This window comes from Pseudofrankia sp. EUN1h (genome assembly GCF_001854645.1).
Lineage (GTDB): Bacteria > Actinomycetota > Actinomycetes > Frankiales > Frankiaceae > Pseudofrankia > Pseudofrankia saprophytica.
Genome location: NZ_MBLN01000048.1, coordinates 59,711 through 76,198, shown reverse-complemented (window position 1 = coordinate 76,198; position 16,488 = coordinate 59,711). Strand labels below are relative to the sequence as shown.

The window sequence follows — 16,488 nt, the reverse complement described above, 5'->3', positions numbered from 1 at the left end:
GTCCCCGATGCCGGTTTCGGCGGCTGGAGCGAACGAAGTGACCCCTCCCGTGACCACCATCAGTCCGGCAGCCCTGCCGCCGGCCGCCGCAGAGCTGCTCGCCACCGCCCGCCAGCAGGTCCTCGTGGCGGGCCGAGGCCTGGACGAGCGGCAGGTGCTGGCCGTCCTGGAGCTGCCGGACGAGGCGCTGCCCGAGCTGCTCGCGCTCGCGCACGAGGTGCGGATGCACTGGTGCGGCCCCGAGGTCGAGGTGGAGGGCATCGTCAGCCTGAAGACCGGTGGCTGCCCGGAGGACTGCCACTTCTGCTCGCAGTCCGGGAAGTTCGACTCGCCGGTCCGCTCGGCCTGGCTGGACGTGCCGAGCCTGGTCGAGGCGGCCAAGGCGACGGCGGCGACGGGCGCGACCGAGTTCTGCATCGTCGCGGCGGTGCGCGGGCCGGACGCCCGCCTGATGGCCCAGGTCCGCGAGGGCGTCGCCGCGATCCGCGCGGCCGTCGACATCAACGTCGCCTGCTCGCTGGGCATGCTCACCCAGGAACAGGTCGACGAGCTCACCGCCATGGGCGTGCACCGCTACAACCACAACCTCGAGACGGCCCGCTCGCACTTCCCGAACGTGGTCACCACGCACAGCTGGGAGGAGCGGCTAAACACCTGCCAGATGGTGCGCGCGGCCGGGATGGAGCTGTGCTGCGGCGCGATCCTCGGCGTCGGCGAGAGCCTCGCCCAGCGCGCGGAGCTCGCTGTGCAGCTGGCGGCGCTGGAGCCGGACGAGGTGCCGTTGAACTTCCTCAACCCGCGGCCGGGCACGCCGTTCGGTGACCTGCCCCCGGTCGAGCCGCGCGAGGCGCTGCGCACGATCGCGGCCTTCCGGCTGGCGCTGCCGCGCACGATCCTGCGTTACGCGGGCGGCCGGGAGATCACCCTCGGCGACCTTGCCGACAGGGGCATGCTGGGCGGGATCAACGCCGTCATCGTCGGCAACTACCTGACGACGCTCGGGCAGTCCCCCGACGTCGACCTCGCCATGCTCGACCGCCTGTCGATGCCGATCAAGTCGCTGCAGGCGACGCTGTGACACGCAGGCGCGAGGCATAGGGCGTAGGGCACAGGCACACGGACGCGGCGAGCCCGGGCGCGAGACCGGCGTCCGGGCGACCGCGGGGGATCAGACAGTGACGAGGAACGAGGACCAGGTGCCAGGCCCCCACGACGTCCCTTCGCCGTCCGGCGCGCTTCAGGCCGCGCCGATCGTCTACTGCGACCGGTGCGGGGAGCCGGCGGGCGTGGGCACCCATGACCGTTGCGCGCTGGCGCGCACGCTGGAGCCACCCCGCTACTGCCCCACCTGCCGGCGGCGGCTGGTCGTCCAGGTCGTCCCCACCGGCTGGACGGCCCGCTGCGCGGAACATGGCGTCACCGCCAGCTGAATGGCGTCACCGCCAGCTCACGAGTGGCAAGCATGGCCAGCAGTAGGGCTAGGACCTCAGACCGGCGTCGACTCCACGATCGCGATGAGGTCGCCGTCCTGAACGACGTCGCCCTCCCGGACGGCGATCTCGGCGACCGTGCCGCCGTCCTCGCTGATGACCGGGATCTCCATCTTCATCGAGTCGAGGATCACCAGCGCGTCTCCGGCGGCGACAGGATCTCCCACCCCTACGACGACCTTCCAGACGTTCGCCACCATTTCGGCGCGGACTTCCTCGGCCATGGTCATCCCTTCGGGGGCACGGTGTGCGTCGCACACGACCAGAGATCCGGCTGCTGACCGGCCGCCGATGTCACTGGCCCTCCGGTCCCTCCGCCAGCGTAGTGGGTTCGGGGCACGGAACACCGCGAACATCGGGCGCCACGCGCGGCCACCGTCGGTCAGCGCCGAACCTGGCCGCGGACCCCGGGCAGACCCCCACGGAAGCGGTGGAAGTGCGGCGGCTTGCAAACTACGGGTGTGTTCGTTCTCCTCGTCCTCGCTCTGCTCATCGGCCTGCTGGTCGCTCGGCTGCGCGGAGGGACCCTCGAAGCGCTGGGACGCATCCGGATTCGGCTCGGCTGGCTCGCCGCCGGCATCGTCCTGGCGCTGGTGGTCGCCGCGCTCGCGGACAGCGCCCGGACCGTGGGCTGGATCGCCGCCGCCGTACTCGCCGCCGCCCTGACCGCCGCCAACCGGCGGGTTCCCGGCCTGCTCCTGCTGTTCTTCGGACTGGCCCTGAACGCGGCGGTGATCGGGGTGAACCACGGCCGGATGCCCGTCTCGACGGCGGCGATCAGTTCGGCCGGGGTCGCACGGGATGATGTGGCGTCCTCCCGGTACTACACGCTCGCGGACCACGACACCCGGCTGCGCCCGTTCAGCGACGTGATCCCGTTCCCCTTCTGGGTGGCTCCGTCGGTGCTCAGCGCCGGGGACGTGCTGATCGTGTCCGGCGTGGCGCTGTTCGCGGGGCTCACGCCCGTACGGGCGAGCCGGACGCTGCGCGCGCGGGGGGCCGAACGGGCTCGCCGCCAGCGGCGGCGAGCCGCGGCGTCGACCGACGGGGATGGCTCCGTCGACGGCGTGGACGCTCCGGAGGACCTCGACGGCCCGCCAGCCACCGTTCGCCGGCGGCGCCGGCCGGCGGCGGCCCTGCCCGCCGGCCGCTCGGCGGACGCCTCCGCTGGGACGCCTTCCGCCGCGTCCGACCCCTGGGAACCGGGCCACCAGACCGACCCTTGATCAGACGGGTCTCCGGCCTTCCACCGCCGCCCCGGGCTACATTGTCGGACGCGATGCTTTCGACGGCGGGCGCCGCGCGCCCGCCGTCCAACGCGGTGATGAGCAGAAAGGAGATCGCGGCATGGCGAAGAAGAAGCGTAAGCGGCGCGCCCGCGCGAAGAGCAAGGCCAACCACGGCAAGCGCCCCAACACCTGATAGGCGCCCCCAGCGGTCCGTTGTGCGGCCCTACCTGGGGATACCACCGCCTGGCCGCCGAGCGGCACAAGCGACGCTCGACGGCCGGCCGGTGGCGCGGTACTTCGCACGCGCCACCGGCCGTCCAGGCCCTATTCGGCGCCCAGCTCGCTCGTCACGTCGGCATCGACCCGCGCGGCGCGCAGGCGGGCCAACAGATTGGCGCGCAGCGAGTCGGGAGCCCGGTCGCCGCCGCACTTGCGGGCTACCAGCAGCTTCACCTCGTGCTCGACGCCGAACTCGCGCAGGCAGGGCGAGCACTCGTCGAGATGAGAGCGGATCAGGTTCTGCTGGGTTCCGTCACATTCGCCGTCAAGGTACAGAAAAACCGCGTCGAGAACCTTGCGGCAGTCGATGTCATGCGGGTGACCGCAGCTCACGAGACACCGCCCTCGGTTCCGGTGGAACCGGCGGGAACCAGCCCGCGCTCCCTGGCGTACTGCTCCAGCGACTTGCGCAGGCCGCGCCGGCCCCGATGCAGCCTGGACATCACCGTACCGATGGGCGTGCCCATGATCTCGGCGATCTCCTTGTAGGCGAAGCCCTCCACGTCGGCCAGGTACACGGCCATCCGGAAGTCCTCGGGAAGCGCCTGCAGCGCCTCCTTGATGTCACTGTCGGGCAGGTGCTCGAGCGCCTCCATCTCGGCGCTCTTGAGACCCGTCGAGGTGTGCGACTCCGCCTCCGCGAGCTGCCAGTCCTCGACCTGCTCGGTCGGGCTCTGCAGCGGCTGGCGCTGGCGCTTCCGGTAGTTGTTGATGAACGTGTTCGTCAGGATGCGGTACAGCCAGGCCTTGAGGTTCGTGCCCTCCTGGAACTGGTGGAAGGCCGCGAACGCCTTGACGAAGGTCTCCTGGACGAGATCTTCGGCATCCGCCGGGTTGCGCGTCATCCGCAGGGCGGCCGCGTACAGCTGGTCGAGGTAGGGAAGGGCGTCACGCTCGAATCGCGCGCCCCGCTCCTCGGTGGTCTCGTCGACCAGGATCACTCCCTCACCGCTCGGGTGGCCCGGGAGGCGATCCTCCCCGGCCAACATCGCGGGCCGCCGGGAAGCTGACTGAGCGTCAACAACCATGCTGGTCCGCCGGCCGCCCGTCGTCGCCACCGGCGCGATCTCGCCGGCCGTCGGCGGGTTCTTCTCCGTCGTCACGTCCCCTGACGGGCCCTCGCCCGTCGGGGCGTCGCGGCCCGCCATCTCTTCCCATCGCGGGATCGGTTGCGCCGAACGGCTGTCACCGGTCTTACGTGGTGACGATACCCCGCTCAGCGGAGGTACGCCCGTCCACGAACCGGCCCCGCGGGCCTCCCACGCGCCTGGGTCGCCCACCATCGCAGTCGGGGCGGTGGGCCGGCGCAGCTGGCTCTCAGACGTCAATCTGACCTCCGTGACCTTGGCTTCCGCCTCAGCCAACCACGGATCCGCCTCCGGGATTCCCGGAGATCCACCCGGCCGGGGCTCCCTCCGGTCGGCATGGGGCCGCGGGAGGCACGGGAGACGTAGGAGACACGGGAGGCACGGCCAGCTGCCGCAGCAGCCAGGTCGCCCCGAGCATGGCGGCCTCCTCGACCACCTCCCCGGCGGCGCGACCGTCCCGGACCCGGACCTTGAACGAATGGTCGGCGCCGGCCACGACGACCACCTCGATGCCGCGCCGCGCGTCCGGCTCCGGCAGGCCGAAGGAGTCCCGTTCACCCTGGATCACGCGCACCGGCACGCCGGCGCCGGACAGCTCCGCCTGGCGCGAGGGCCGGTCGCGGGCAGGGATCCCCGGCCGCGCCGGCCGGGACGGTGGGTTCAGCGGGAACCCGAGCGCCAGCACCGCGCAAGCCCCGACGGCGCTCGCGGTGCGCACCGCGACCCGGGAACCCGTGGACGCGCCCGCGAGTGCCAGCCGGCGCGGCGTGCCCGCGCCGGCCGCCACGTCGCCGATGAGCGCCGCGACCGCGGCCATGAGCACCGCGTCGAGGCGCGCCGGGCGGTCGGGCGCCTTGCGGCCGGCGACCCGGTAGGGCATCTCGAGGCGCCCGACGGTGACGCCCGCGGCGACGAGCAGCTCAGTCAGGCGCCGCAGCGGCGGCGTGTCGGTGCCGGACCCGGCGCCGTGCAGCAGCACCACCACCGGTGGGCCAGCCGCACCGCCGAGCGCGCCGTCACCGCTGGAGACGAGGTACTGGTCAGCGCCGGGAACCACGAGGAGCCGTCCGCCGTCGACACAAACAGTGGTTTGCGCCGTGGCCGATGTGGCCATAGCGATCTGGGCGGCCGGACCTGTCGGCCGTCCACCCGGCAGACCTGCTGGATCGCCGACCTGACAGCTCGGCTTCGTCGAACTGTCGGGAACGTCGTCGCCGATCCAGGAGGAACCCCGGGTCCGGAGGCAACCTCGGGGCACCGCGCCCTCGACGGTTCGAGTCATGAGATCAGGTTGTGCTGTGAGCCCCACCAGAGTCCTCCCGGTGACATCACGGGCGGTCTTGCCGCATGCGCCCTGTGCGGCTGGAGGAACGACGATCGCAGACCCGCCGACGTTTGAGACTTCCGCCCCCGGTCTGTGACATGCCTCGCATCACGGCCCTTCGAAGGGTAGGAATGGTTCATGCTTTCTGGTCGCGGCGCTGATTCTGAGCTTGGTGATCCGGAGTATCGTCGCCCGCTCGCGCCCACCGTGGTCTGCGAGGCGCCCGCGGGCAGCGATGACCCCTACTGGTCGTTCTATGACGAGGTCGCCTCGGTCCAGCTGCGCGAGTGGCTGCCGGGCGCGCCGTCCAGGGTGCTCGACGTCTCCGGGCAGCGCGACCGGTTCGCGCGGCAGATGGTGGCGGCCGGTCACCAGGTCGTCCGCGTGCTCGGYGACACGACACAGGTCACGAACCTGCCGGCGGATCCGTCGGACTACCGACCCCTCAGGTCGCTGATCTCCCAACAGGCCTCCCAGCGGACTGGTGGCCGCCCCGGCGCGCTGCGCAGCGTGGTGGGCGATGCCCGCAGCCTCGACTGGTTCGCGCCGGCGTCGTTCGACGCGGTGCTGGCCGAGGGGCGGGCACTGTCGTTCTGCCTGGCCACCGAGAGCACCCTCGAGGAGATCCACCGGCTGCTGCGGCCGGGCGGCCAGTTGCTGCTGTGCGTCGACTCGTTGCTGCTGGGCCTGGCCCGGCTGGCCGAGCAGCACCGCTGGGCCGAGCTCTCCGACGTGCCGCGGGCCGACGTCGTGCTCGTCCCGGCCGAGGACGGCACGATCACCCGGTGCTTCTGGCCCGAGGAACTCAAGGCCGTGCTGACCAGCGCCGGCCTCGAGGTCGACTGGGTCCGGCCACGCACGGTGCTGTCCGTCGAGGCGGTGAAGCGGGCGCTGTCCGCGGACATGTCCTCGTTCCCCACCCTGGTTCGCACCGAGGTCGAGCTCGCCGCGGAGCGCGAGGGCGAGTCCATCGGTATCCACCTCATCGCCTCCGCGAGAAGACCGAGCTAGATCGCGGCCTGCGTCGATTCGCCCGCGTTCAGACGCCCGACCGACGTCGAACGGACATCCAACCCGCGGACCGGTCGGCCAATCGGCGCGGGCACGAGGGCATGCTAGGGGGCGTGACGACAGCGACACGCGTTCCGGCCGACCCATGGCCAGCGCCGAGGGCGAGCGGCCCCGTGCGGGCAGTGGTGCGGGTACCCGGCTCGAAGTCCGGGACGAACCGGGCTCTGATCCTGGCCGCCGCGGCGGACGGCGTCTCCAGGCTGCGCGGCGCGCTGCGCTCCCGGGACACCCTGCTCATGGCCGGCGCGCTGCGGACGCTCGGTGTCGGGGTGGACACGGAGCCCTCCCCCGGCGCCACGGGCGCGGACTGGGTGGTGCGCGGCGGTCTCGGCCACGGTGACGGCGGCCCGGTAGCGGTGGACTGCGGCAACGCGGGCACCGTGGCGCGCTTCACTCCGGCGCTCGCCGCGCTGACCCGCGCCGACACGCGCTTCGACGGCGACCCCCAGATGCGCGAGCGCCCCCTCACCCCGCTGCTCGACGCGTTGCGCCAGCTCGGCGCCGTCATCGACGGCGACGCGATGCCGTTCACCATCCACGGCAAGGGCCGCGTCCCCGGTGGCTCCGTGACGGTCGACGCCTCCGGCTCCAGCCAGCTGATCTCCGGCCTCCTGCTGGCCGCCCCCGGCTACGACCGGGGTGTCGAGGTCAGCCACGTCGGCGGCCGGCTGCCCTCCGGCCCGTACCTGGACATGACGGTCACCGACCTGCGCGCCGCGGGCGCCACGGTCGAGGCCACACCGGCCTCCACCGGCCGCCCCCCGGTCTGGCGGGTGGCGCCCGGCCCGCTGCGCGCCCATGACCGGGCGATCGAACCGGACCTGAACAGCGCCGCCCCGTTCCTCGCCGCCGCGGTCGCGACCGGCGGCGAGGTGCTGATCCCGGACTGGCCCGAGGTCACCACCCAGCCCGGCCGCATGCTGCCCGCCCTGCTGGAGCAGATGGGTGCCCATGCCGAGCGGACGCCCGCGGGCATGCGCGTGCGCGCGGGCGACGGCCTGCACGGGCTGGACGCCGACCTCGGCGACGTCGGTGAGGCGGCCCCGGTCCTCACCGCGCTGGCCGTGCTCGCCGACTCGCCGTCCAGGCTGCGCGGCATCGCCCACCTGCGGCTGCACGAGACCGACCGGCTCGCGGCCCTCGCCGACCAGCTGGGCCGGCTCGGCGCCGACATCACCGTCACCGAGGACGGCCTGGCCATCCGGCCCGCGCCGCTGCGCGGCGCCCGGCTCGATCCGCTCGCCGACCACCGGCTCGCCATGACCTACGCCGTGGTGGGTCTCGCGGTGCCGGGGGTCACGGTCGACGACATCGCCACGACGGGCAAGACGGTGCCCGAGTTCCCGGCCATGTGGGCGGCGATGCTCGCCGGCCCGCACCTGGCCTCAGACAACACTGGATGAGCGGCGCGCGACGAAGTGGGCGCGACCTCGACGAGGACGACGTCCGCACCCGCCCGGGACGCGGCTCGCGGCCGCGCACCCGCGAACGCCCCGACCACGCCGATGCCGTGGACGCGGTGGTGGTCGCCGTCGACCGTGGCCGCTACAGCTGCCGGCGCACCCTGCCGGACGGCCAGGCCGACCCCGCCGGCGCCGTGGTCGCCGCGATCCGGGGCGGGGACCTGCGCCGGGTGCCGGTCGTCGTCGGCGACCGGGTGTCGCTCGTCGGCGACGTGTCCGGCGATCCGGGCGCGCTCGCCCGGATCGTGCGCCGCGCCGAGCGCACCAGCGTGCTGCGGCGCACCGCCGACGACTCCGACCCGGCCGAGCGGCCGATCGTCGCGAACGCCGACCAGCTCGTCATCGTGACGGCGCTCGCCGACCCTCCCCCGCGCACCGGCCTGATCGACCGCTGCCTCGTCGCCGCCTACGACGGGGGCCTGGCCCCGGTGCTCTGCCTGACCAAGGCGGATCTCGCGGACGACGAGACGCTGCGCGACCTGTACCGGCCGCTCGGAGTGACCATCGTCACCAGCCGGCCGGACGTCGACCCCGCCGGGCTGCGGGCGCTGATCACCGGCCGGGTGAGCGTGCTGTTCGGCCACAGCGGCGTCGGGAAGTCCACCCTGGTGAACCGGCTCGTCCCGGACGCGGCCAGGGAGATCGGCGTGGTGAACGCGGTGACCGGTCGGGGCCGGCACACCTCGTCGGCCGCGGTGGCGCTGCCGGTACCAGGCGGCGGCTGGGTGGTGGACACCCCGGGGATTCGCTCGTTCGGGCTCGGGGCGGTCAGCCTGGCCAGGGTGCTCGCCGCGTTCGCCGAGCTGGCCGAGGCGGCCGCCGACTGTCCCCCCGGCTGCACCCACGCCGAGGGCCTGGCGGACTGCGCCCTCGACGAGGCGGTCCGTTCCGGCCGCGCCGACGGCGCCCGGCTCGCAAGCCTGCGCCGCCTCCTGGCCGCCCGAGGCGGATGAGACCCAGCACTCGCTTCCCGCCTTACCTGCCCGCGGGGTCCCCGTGGATCGCCCTCCAGCCATGGACCGGCAGCACGCCATAGACCCGCCTGGCCCCAGACATGGGCGATCCGCGAGGAAGGAGGAATGAGATCTGTCTCTCATTCTTTTTTCTGGACCTACCCGCCCGTAAGTCCCCTCGGCTTGCCCTCATGGCCGCTAATCGGCGGTACCGCACATGTCAGGCTTAGTTCAAACGACGGGTGCTTCGAGCGAAGAAGGCCGCCAGACTGCGCCAGCCACAGATCACAGATCGGCATGACTCCCGCAATGGAGGAGCGGCGGGAAAGGAACCGTAGGCTCTACAGCCGTGAAGCTGTCTGACCCGGCGGCGGCCGACTCCGCCACCATTTCCGGCTCGACGACAGAGCTGGCGTCGGGTGGCTGGCCCACGCCAGCCGACGATCTGGCCCTGGCGCTGAGCCTCGCCGACGCCGCCGACAAGATCACACTTGCTCGGTTCCAGGCGGTGGACCTGCGGGTGGAGTCGAAGCCGGACAACACCCCGGTGTCGGACGCGGACACGGCCGTCGAGTCGATGATCCGGGAACGGTTGGCGGCGGTCCGACCGGCCGACGCGGTGCTCGGCGAGGAGGAGGGGCTGACCGGCGACGCCCAGCGGCGCTGGATCCTCGACCCGGTCGACGGCACCAAGAACTTCGTTCGCGGCGTCCCGGTCTGGGCCACGCTGCTCGGGCTCGAGGTGGACGGCGAGATGGTCGTCGGTGTCGCCAGCGCCCCGGCCATGGGACGACGGTGGTGGGCGGCCAGTGGTGGCGGCGCGTTCACCCGCACCGCCACCGGCGACACCAGGGCCCTGCGGGTGTCCTCGGTGTCCCGGCTGGAGGACGCGTTCCTGTCGTTCGCCTCGTTGGAGGGCTGGACCGAGCGCGGGCGCCTCGACGAGCTGCTCCACCTCGCGGGGCAGGTCTGGCGGACCAGGGCATACGGCGACTTCTGGTCCCACATGATGGTGGCCGAGGGTGCCGTCGACGTCGCTCCGGAACCGGTGGTCTCGCTGTGGGACCTCGCCGCCCTGCAGGTCATCGTCGAGGAGGCCGGCGGCCGGTTCACCGACCTGCGCGGTCGGCGCGGGGCCGGGCACGGAACGGTGCTCTCGACAAATGGCCACCTGCACGAGGCGGCACTGGCCTCCTTCGCGGCGGGCGGCCCCGCGCGCTGACGCCTCGCGGCCGCTCGGTACCGACCTTCGCTCGGCGAGAGCGACGACGTGGACGGTGACGCCATGGACGGCCAGGACGCCCGGCCGGAGCCGGCCGCCCGGCGCGGGCCGATCGGCTTCGCGCACCGGGGGGCGCCCGGGTGGTACCAGCGGGAGAACACCCTGCCCGCCTTCACCCGCGCGCTGGCTCGCGGGGCGACCGGGCTGGAGTCGGACGCCTGGCTCGCCGCCGATGGAGTGCCGGTGCTCCATCACGACCAGGCGTTCGGGCCGCCGAGGCTGCGGCGCGACGTGACGGCGCTGCCCGCCGACGCGCTGCCGAGCTGGCTGCCGACGCTGTCCGCGTTCTACCGGACGCTCGGCACCGGCTTCGAGTTCAGCCTGGACGTGAAGACGCCGGCGGGCAGGGCGGCCGACGCGACCGTGGCCGCGGTGCTCGCCGTGGCGCGGGCGGCCGGCGCGGACGCGCCGCGGCGGCTGTGGCTCTGCGGCCCGTTGGGCAGCCTGCGCGTCTGGCGCGAGCTCGACCCAGATGTGCGCCTGGTCAACTCCACCTCGATGCGCGAGATCCGGGACGCCGGCGGGATAGGTCGCTATGCCCACGAGCTACGCGCCGCCGGGGTGGCCGCGTTGAACCTGCGTTCCCGGGAGTGGGTGGCGCCCACCGCCCCGATGGCCCAGGTCCTGCACGACCACGGCCTGCTCGCCTTCGGCTGGGACGCGCAGCGCCCGACCACGCTCGCCCGGCTGCTCGGCTATGGCCTGGACGCCGTCTACTCGGACTACGTCGACCGTCTCGTGGCCGCCACGACCGGCCGCGCCACCTGACGCCTCGGCGCTGGGCCCCTTGGGCCCCGGGCGGGGGCCGTGCGGTGGTCAGGCTGGCGCCGCGGCGAAATGAAGCGGACATTGCCGTACAGAATTGGCCGGCACCTGTCAGCAATGCGACGACGGCGACGGCCGGCGCGCCGAAATCCGGCGGCGTCACGGCGCGGGCGCAACCCGCGAACAACGACAGCGGATCCGCCGGTACGCGAGGTGTCCCGGCTCGAGGCCGGCGAATCGCCGGCGGGGCGACCGCCGGATCGGCGAAGCCAGGTTCCCGCCGGATCGACGAAGCCCGAAGTTCCCGCCCGATCGGCGACAGGGTCCCTGCCGGATCTGCGAAGCAGATCTGACAGGTAAGCGATCGGGGAGGTCCGCGATCGCGAGGTTAGCGAACTGGCGGGTTAGGTTCAGTCGTCGTCGGCGACCGCAACTTTCAACATCTGCGACGGAAAGCCAGTCCGCTGCGCGACGTTATCCACCGAGTAACCCTGCCGGACCAGGTCACGAGCCTGCTCGAGGGTCCAGCCGCGGCCCGGATCGAACCGCGTCACCACAACATCGCTGGCCCCCCGGCGTTCATCCGGCCAGCTGAGACGTGCACGGCGTGCCAAGGATCGACCTCCGAATAGTCCATCGGGGTGTCCACATGACCCCTTCGGCGAACAAGGCAGCTCACGCAGTGCCTCGTCACCAGTCTCGTCACCAGCCTTGCCGCCGGGACTGGCCACCAACATTGGTCAGATTGCCGGTGGCCGACGGGTCTAACTCTACGGTAGCGCTTCCTGGAGACTAAATGTGGAACTTACCCGTGCCGCTTGTCACGGACCGTGGCGTTACGAGCAGTCGACCATCGTGGACGACTCGGCACTGACCGGTGCACGGCGCCCGATACGGCTGGGGCCGCACGATGCGACCCGTTCGGACGCGCATGTCGCCGCCGCCCGGATGACGCATGATCCACTTTTCTTTGGTCACCGCCGTCCCGCTCGCCGCCGCCGTCGAAAACCGCCGCGGCGCCTTCAGACAGACATGGCGTTCGTCCAGGCGCCGACTCACCCAGCATTGAAGAAACGTCCCGACGGCCCGGAAGGTTCGCGCCTCGCGGCATGGTTGCCGCCCGCGCCCCGGCCAGGTGGCGAGGACGGTGCCACCCTGATCTCACCCGCGAGGGGCTCATCGGGCGGCAGGGAGCGCGAGCGCAGCAGCGCGCGCCATTTGCGGGCCGAGTGGCTCGCTGGACGAGTGGTGGCCAGGAAGTCCTCCAGGACGGCCTGGAACCGGGCGGGGTCGGTGTGGTGCGGGAAGTGGCCGGCGTCGGGGAAGATCTCCAGCCGGCTTCCTGGCATGGCCTCATGGGCGATCCGGGCATGCGTGACAGGAATCACAGCATCATGCTCGCCCCAGATGATCAGCGTCGGCATCCCCTGCGCCAGGTAGCAGCGGTCGAGCATCGTGATCGCCTGGCCGCGGGAGTCCGCGGCGGCCCGTAGCGTGCGCAGGAACGCCGCCCGCGCGCCAGGCACGGTCAGTGCGTCGAACAGCCGGCCGAGATCGGCCGCGTCCCGGCCGAGGTCGGCCCCCAGCAGACTGAGCGCACCGAACAAGCCCCGGCCAGCGAGGCGGGCCGGGGGCAGCCGAAGCAGCGAAAGCAGCGCCTCCCCGCCCGGCATGGCCGCCAGCCGCAGGGCAAGGTGCAACTGGGGCCCGACGCCGCCGGTACCGACCAGCACCAGCCGCTCGCAGCGCTCGGGGAACTGGTAGGCGAACTGCATGGCCACGCCGCCGCCCAGCGAGTGACCCACCACCGTCACCCGCTCGATGCCCAGCACGGACAACAGGTCGCGCATCCCGCAGGCAAACCCGCCGAGGGAGTAGTCGCCGCGCGGTTTGTCGGAAAGGCCGTGGCCGAGCAGGTCGGGCGCGATGACCGTGTGCCGGCGGGCGAGCCTGGACAGCACCGGCTCCCAGGTCGCCGAACTGTCTCCGATGCCGTGGATGAGCAGCACGGCCGGGCCGCGCCCGGCGCGCAGGTAGGCGCGGCGATAGCCGTGCACCGTGACGAACCGATGCGACCGCCGGCCTGTTCGCTCCCCACGTCCCTCCGAGCCGGCCGTGCTACCTGCCCGCATCGCGACCACCGCCTCCGTGCCCCTGAGGGCTGACGGAGGTACGCGGGAGGAGCAGACCGCGCCCTCCGCCGACACCGCGCCGACGCCGCTCGCGGACCCTGGGGTAGAGCCTCCGCGAGGCCTAGAACTCGAGGTTATGCATGACGTGCTTGATCCGCGTGTAGTCCTCGAGCCCGTAGATCGAGAGATCCTTGCCGTAACCGCTCTTCTTGAAACCGCCGTGCGGCATCTCCGCGACGATCGGGATGTGCGTGTTCACCCACACACAGCCGAAGTCGAGGCGACGGGTGACCCGCATGGCGCGTCCATGGTCGGACGTCCACACGCTGGACGCCAGCCCGTACTCGACACCGTTGGCCCATCGAACCGCCTCGTCCTCGTCCGAGAACCGCTGCACGGTCACGACCGGCCCGAATACCTCCTGCTGGGCGAGCTCGTCGTCCTGGCGCACGCCGGCAACGACCGTGGGTGGGTAGAAGTACCCCGGACCATCGACCGCCACGCCACCCGCCACGACCTCGGTGTGCGCGGGCGCCCGCTGGACGAACCCGCTCACCCGCGCGAGCTGGTTCGCGTTGTTGAGCGGCCCGACGGCGGCCTCGAGGTCCGACGGCGGGCCGATGCGGGTGGCGCGGGCGGCCTCGCCGAGCGCCGCGACGAGGTCGTCGTAGATACCGGGCGCGGCCAGCACCCTCGTGGCCGCCGTGCAGTCCTGGCCAGCGTTGAAGTAGCCGGCGCCGGCGATCCCCTCCGCCACCCGCGCCGCGTCGACGTCGTCGAACACCACGACCGGCGCCTTGCCGCCGAGTTCCAGATGCACCCGCTTGAGGTCGTCCGCCGCGGCCTTGGCGACCTCCATGCCGGCACGGACGCTGCCGGTCACCGAGACCATCGCCGGCACCTTGTGTGAGACAAGGGCCCGCCCGGAGTCACGGTCACCGCAGACGACGTTCAGCACGCCCGGCGGCAGGAACTCGGCGGCGATCTCGGCCAGCAGCAGGCTGCTCGCCGGGGTGGTGTCCGACGGCTTGAGCACCACCGTGTTGCCGGCCGCGAGCGCGGGGGCGATCTTCCAGATCGCCATCATGAAGGGGTAGTTCCAGGGGGTGACCTGGCCGCAGACCCCGATCGGCTCGCGCCGCACGTAGCTGGTGTGCCCCGCCAGGTACTCCCCGGCGGCGCGGCCCTCCAGCAGCCGCGCGGCGCCGGCGAAGAACCGGACCTGGTCGGCCGACGGCGGGATCTCCTCGTCCAGGGTGAGCTGGACTGGCTTGCCCGTGTTGCGGCTTTCGGCCGCGACGATGTCGTCCGCCCGCTCCTCGATCGCGTCGGCGAGCCTGAGCAGGGCGCGGGCGCGCTCGCTCGGCGTCGCGTCCCGCCACGACTCGAACGCGCCGGCCGCCGTGGTGACGGCCCGGTCGATGTCGGCGGCGCCCGAGAGCGGCGCCTCGGCGTACGGCTCGCCGGTCGACGGGTCGACGATCGGCATCGTTCGGCCGTCGGCCGCCGGCACGTGCTCGCCGCCGATGAAGTTGCTCAGAACCGTGCCCATCCGCCCGCTCCCATCCCCGACGTCAGCCCACCGCGGTCCCCACACCCGCTGGGCTCAGACTCCACCACATTCCGGTTTCCGGCACGTGGCCGCGCGGTGCGAGAACGTGACGGACCTACGGATGCCGTCTTCGGACCGGGCAAGTACGGTCGAAGACGACAGTTGACCGCAGAGTAGGGCACGGATACCGCGCTCGGATAGAGGTCGCCGAGCACGTCGCCCGCCAGATGGCCGAGGGTCTCCACCTGGCCGAAGGTCGTCGAGACACGATGGCGAACGGCCCGCGCGAGAAGGTGGCCGCGGCCGCCGCCGGTCCCGCCGCGCCAAGGCGTCGGGGTTCCGAGGTAGAACACGGATCGCACCTCCGCTCGGCCGTGCCGGCCGGACGGAATCCGGTGCGTGTCCCGTTTCGAAGGGTAGGCAGGGCAGGTGGCTGACGCGGCTCGGATCCTCCAGCGGATACGCCGCCGCCCGGCGCGCCCGTCGACGGCGCTGCCGGCCTCGCTGTGGACCGACCAGCTCCTGGCGCCCGTGACGCCACGGCCGCCCGTACGCGGCGACCTGCGCGCCGACGTCTGCGTCGTCGGCGCCGGCTTCACCGGGCTGTGGACCGCGTACCATCTGGCCGCGCTCGCCCCGGAGAAGCGCGTGGTCGTGGTCGAGAGCGAGGTCGCCGGGTTCGGCGCGTCCGGCCGCAACGGCGGCTGGTGCTCGGCGCTGTTCCCGGTCGCCTCGATCGCCGACCAGATGCGCCCGGCGCTGGCCGCCACCGTCGACCAGGTCGGCGCGGTCGCCGCCGCCGAGGGCATCGACTGCGACTTCGCCAAGGACGGCTACCTGTGCCTGGCCACCACGCCCGCGCAGGAGGCGAGGCTGCGCGCCGGAGGCGGCGGCTGGCTGACCGCCGACCAGGTGGCCCAGCGGGTGCGCATCCCGGGCGCGCTCGGCGGCGTGTTCGACCCGGAGTGCGCCGCCCTGTCACCCGGGAAGCTGGTCAGGGGGCTGGCGGACGCGGTCGAACGGCGCGGCGTGACGATCTTCGAGCACTCGGCCGCCCGCGCGATCAGCCCCGGGCAGGTCGAGCTCGACGGTGGCACCGTCCGGGCCGACGTCGTGATCCGGGCGACCGAGGCATGGACGCCCCGGTTCTCCGGTCACCGCCGCGAGCTCGTGCCCGTCTACTCGCTGGTCATCGCGACCGAACCGCTGCCGGCCGCGGCCTGGGACGAGATCGGCTGGCGGGAACGGTTCACGCTGAACGACGCCCGCCGACTGATCATCTACGCCCAGCGCACCGCCGACGGGCGCATCGTGCTGGGCGGCCGGGGGGCGCCCTACCACCTCGGCTCGCGGGTCAGGCCGTCCTTCGACCATGAGGACGCCGTCTTCGAGCACCTGCGCCGCACCCTCGGCACCCTGTTCCCCGCGGCGGCGCGCGCCGAGATCACCCATCGCTGGGGCGGCCCGCTCGGCGTGCCCCGCGACTGGACCCCGTCGGTGCGTTTCGACCCGGCCACGGGACTCGGCAGTGGCGGCGGCTACGTCGGCGACGGCGTAGCCGCGAGCGCCCTGGCCGGGCGGACGCTCGCCGAGCTGGCCGCGGGCCTGGACACCCCGAACACGAGGCTTCCCTGGGTGAACCGGCCCGCCCGGCTGTGGGAGCCCGAGCCGCTGCGGTGGCTCGGCGTCAACGTCGGCCGTCTCGGCGCCGCGACGTCCGACGCCCGCGAGAACCGCACCGGCCGGCCGTCCCATCTCGGCAAGGCCGTGGACCGTCTCACCGGCCACTGACGGCTCCTGCCCGCCCGTCGTCCGCGGGAGATCTCCGGCGAAGGGGCCGAATAGTCGCAAAAGTCAACC

General features: G+C 72.9%; 17 protein-coding genes. 10 read left to right on the top strand and 7 right to left on the bottom strand.

Going from position 1 to position 16,488, the window contains the following annotated elements:
* The first annotated feature begins 7 nt into the window (after positions 1-7).
* Both bioB and bsaP read left to right on the top strand, forming a co-directional pair.
* The gene (bioB, locus tag BCD49_RS14150) at positions 8-1,078 is read left to right on the top strand and encodes a biotin synthase BioB (RefSeq protein WP_083401461.1); all 1,071 of its coding nucleotides are present in this window, start codon (positions 8-10) and stop codon (positions 1,076-1,078) included.
* A 97-nt stretch (positions 1,079-1,175) separates the two neighbouring features.
* Positions 1,176-1,430 (top strand): biotin synthase auxiliary protein BsaP, encoded by a 255-nt coding sequence (gene bsaP / locus BCD49_RS14145; protein WP_232794001.1) that lies wholly within the window; start codon positions 1,176-1,178, stop codon positions 1,428-1,430.
* A gap of 56 nt (positions 1,431-1,486) precedes the next feature.
* On the opposite strand, the gene BCD49_RS14140 is transcribed toward bsaP, so the two are convergent.
* Complete coding sequence (locus tag BCD49_RS14140) at positions 1,487-1,714, bottom strand: biotin/lipoyl-binding carrier protein (protein WP_007515964.1); 228 nt, start codon at positions 1,712-1,714, stop codon at positions 1,487-1,489.
* 222 nt (positions 1,715-1,936) lie between these two features.
* On the opposite strand from BCD49_RS14140, the gene BCD49_RS14135 reads away from it, so the two are divergent.
* The gene (locus BCD49_RS14135) at positions 1,937-2,716 is read left to right on the top strand and encodes a DUF5317 family protein (RefSeq protein WP_241832326.1); all 780 of its coding nucleotides are present in this window, start codon (positions 1,937-1,939) and stop codon (positions 2,714-2,716) included.
* 121 nt (positions 2,717-2,837) lie between these two features.
* Positions 2,838-2,912, top strand: a complete 75-nt coding sequence (locus tag BCD49_RS46385) for a 50S ribosomal protein bL37 (RefSeq protein ID WP_369299096.1) — start codon at positions 2,838-2,840, stop codon at positions 2,910-2,912.
* A 131-nt stretch (positions 2,913-3,043) separates the two neighbouring features.
* On the opposite strand, the gene rsrA is transcribed toward BCD49_RS46385, so the two are convergent.
* The 3 genes from rsrA to BCD49_RS14120 form a co-directional block, all read right to left on the bottom strand.
* On the bottom strand, positions 3,044-3,331 hold the full coding sequence (gene rsrA / locus BCD49_RS14130) for a mycothiol system anti-sigma-R factor (protein WP_007515966.1): 288 nt from the start codon (positions 3,329-3,331) through the stop codon (positions 3,044-3,046).
* Entirely contained in the window at positions 3,328-4,146 is an 819-nt protein-coding gene (locus BCD49_RS14125; protein WP_274535046.1) for a sigma-70 family RNA polymerase sigma factor, read from the bottom strand. The genes rsrA and BCD49_RS14125 overlap by 4 nt, the downstream gene beginning before the upstream one ends.
* A 208-nt stretch (positions 4,147-4,354) precedes the next feature.
* Entirely contained in the window at positions 4,355-5,143 is a 789-nt protein-coding gene (locus BCD49_RS14120; protein WP_007515968.1) for an alpha/beta hydrolase family protein, read from the bottom strand.
* A gap of 405 nt (positions 5,144-5,548) precedes the next feature.
* Here BCD49_RS14120 and BCD49_RS14115 point away from each other — a divergent pair, with 405 nt between their 5' ends.
* From BCD49_RS14115 to BCD49_RS14095, 5 genes are all read left to right on the top strand, one after another.
* On the top strand, positions 5,549-6,421 hold the full coding sequence (locus tag BCD49_RS14115) for a class I SAM-dependent methyltransferase (RefSeq protein WP_007515969.1): 873 nt from the start codon (positions 5,549-5,551) through the stop codon (positions 6,419-6,421).
* 101 nt (positions 6,422-6,522) lie between these two features.
* On the top strand, positions 6,523-7,884 hold the full coding sequence (aroA, locus tag BCD49_RS14110; protein WP_051466221.1) for a 3-phosphoshikimate 1-carboxyvinyltransferase: 1,362 nt from the start codon (positions 6,523-6,525) through the stop codon (positions 7,882-7,884).
* A complete protein-coding gene (rsgA, locus tag BCD49_RS14105; protein ID WP_007515971.1) occupies positions 7,881-8,897 on the top strand; it encodes a ribosome small subunit-dependent GTPase A in 1,017 nt (338 codons plus the stop codon). The genes aroA and rsgA overlap by 4 nt, the downstream gene beginning before the upstream one ends.
* 388 nt (positions 8,898-9,285) lie before the next feature.
* On the top strand, positions 9,286-10,119 hold the full coding sequence (gene hisN, locus BCD49_RS14100; RefSeq protein ID WP_035927320.1) for a histidinol-phosphatase: 834 nt from the start codon (positions 9,286-9,288) through the stop codon (positions 10,117-10,119).
* A gap of 63 nt (positions 10,120-10,182) precedes the next feature.
* Entirely contained in the window at positions 10,183-10,947 is a 765-nt protein-coding gene (locus tag BCD49_RS14095; RefSeq protein ID WP_007515973.1) for a glycerophosphodiester phosphodiesterase, read from the top strand.
* Between the two features lie 407 nt (positions 10,948-11,354).
* Here the strand turns inward: BCD49_RS14095 and BCD49_RS14090 are convergent, their stop codons facing one another.
* The 3 genes from BCD49_RS14090 to BCD49_RS14080 form a co-directional block, all read right to left on the bottom strand.
* A complete protein-coding gene (locus BCD49_RS14090; RefSeq protein ID WP_232793999.1) occupies positions 11,355-11,498 on the bottom strand; it encodes a hypothetical protein in 144 nt (47 codons plus the stop codon).
* A 501-nt stretch (positions 11,499-11,999) separates the two neighbouring features.
* Complete coding sequence (locus tag BCD49_RS14085) at positions 12,000-13,076, bottom strand: alpha/beta fold hydrolase (RefSeq protein ID WP_007515974.1); 1,077 nt, start codon at positions 13,074-13,076, stop codon at positions 12,000-12,002.
* A gap of 121 nt (positions 13,077-13,197) precedes the next feature.
* Entirely contained in the window at positions 13,198-14,628 is a 1,431-nt protein-coding gene (locus BCD49_RS14080) for a gamma-aminobutyraldehyde dehydrogenase (protein WP_007515975.1), read from the bottom strand.
* Between the two features lie 429 nt (positions 14,629-15,057).
* On the opposite strand from BCD49_RS14080, the gene BCD49_RS14075 reads away from it, so the two are divergent.
* Positions 15,058-16,419, top strand: a complete 1,362-nt coding sequence (locus BCD49_RS14075) for an NAD(P)/FAD-dependent oxidoreductase (protein ID WP_007515976.1) — start codon at positions 15,058-15,060, stop codon at positions 16,417-16,419.
* The last annotated feature ends 69 nt before the right edge of the window (positions 16,420-16,488 follow it).

Bases quoted from the DNA above. Each gene is read 5' to 3' on its own strand.
- bioB (WP_083401461.1), top strand. From the start codon at position 8: ATGCCGGTTTCGGCGGCTGGAGCGAACGAAGTGACCCCTCCCGTGACC.
- BCD49_RS14140 (WP_007515964.1), bottom strand. From the start codon at position 1,714: ATGGCCGAGGAAGTCCGCGCCGAAATGGTGGCGAACGTCTGGAAGGTC.
- BCD49_RS14125 (WP_274535046.1), bottom strand. From the start codon at position 4,146: ATGGCGGGCCGCGACGCCCCGACGGGCGAGGGCCCGTCAGGGGACGTG.
- aroA (WP_051466221.1), top strand. From the start codon at position 6,523: ATGCTAGGGGGCGTGACGACAGCGACACGCGTTCCGGCCGACCCATGG.
- rsgA (WP_007515971.1), top strand. From the start codon at position 7,881: ATGAGCGGCGCGCGACGAAGTGGGCGCGACCTCGACGAGGACGACGTC.
- BCD49_RS14095 (WP_007515973.1), top strand. From the start codon at position 10,183: ATGGACGGCCAGGACGCCCGGCCGGAGCCGGCCGCCCGGCGCGGGCCG.
- BCD49_RS14085 (WP_007515974.1), bottom strand. From the start codon at position 13,076: ATGCGGGCAGGTAGCACGGCCGGCTCGGAGGGACGTGGGGAGCGAACA.
- BCD49_RS14080 (WP_007515975.1), bottom strand. From the start codon at position 14,628: ATGGGCACGGTTCTGAGCAACTTCATCGGCGGCGAGCACGTGCCGGCG.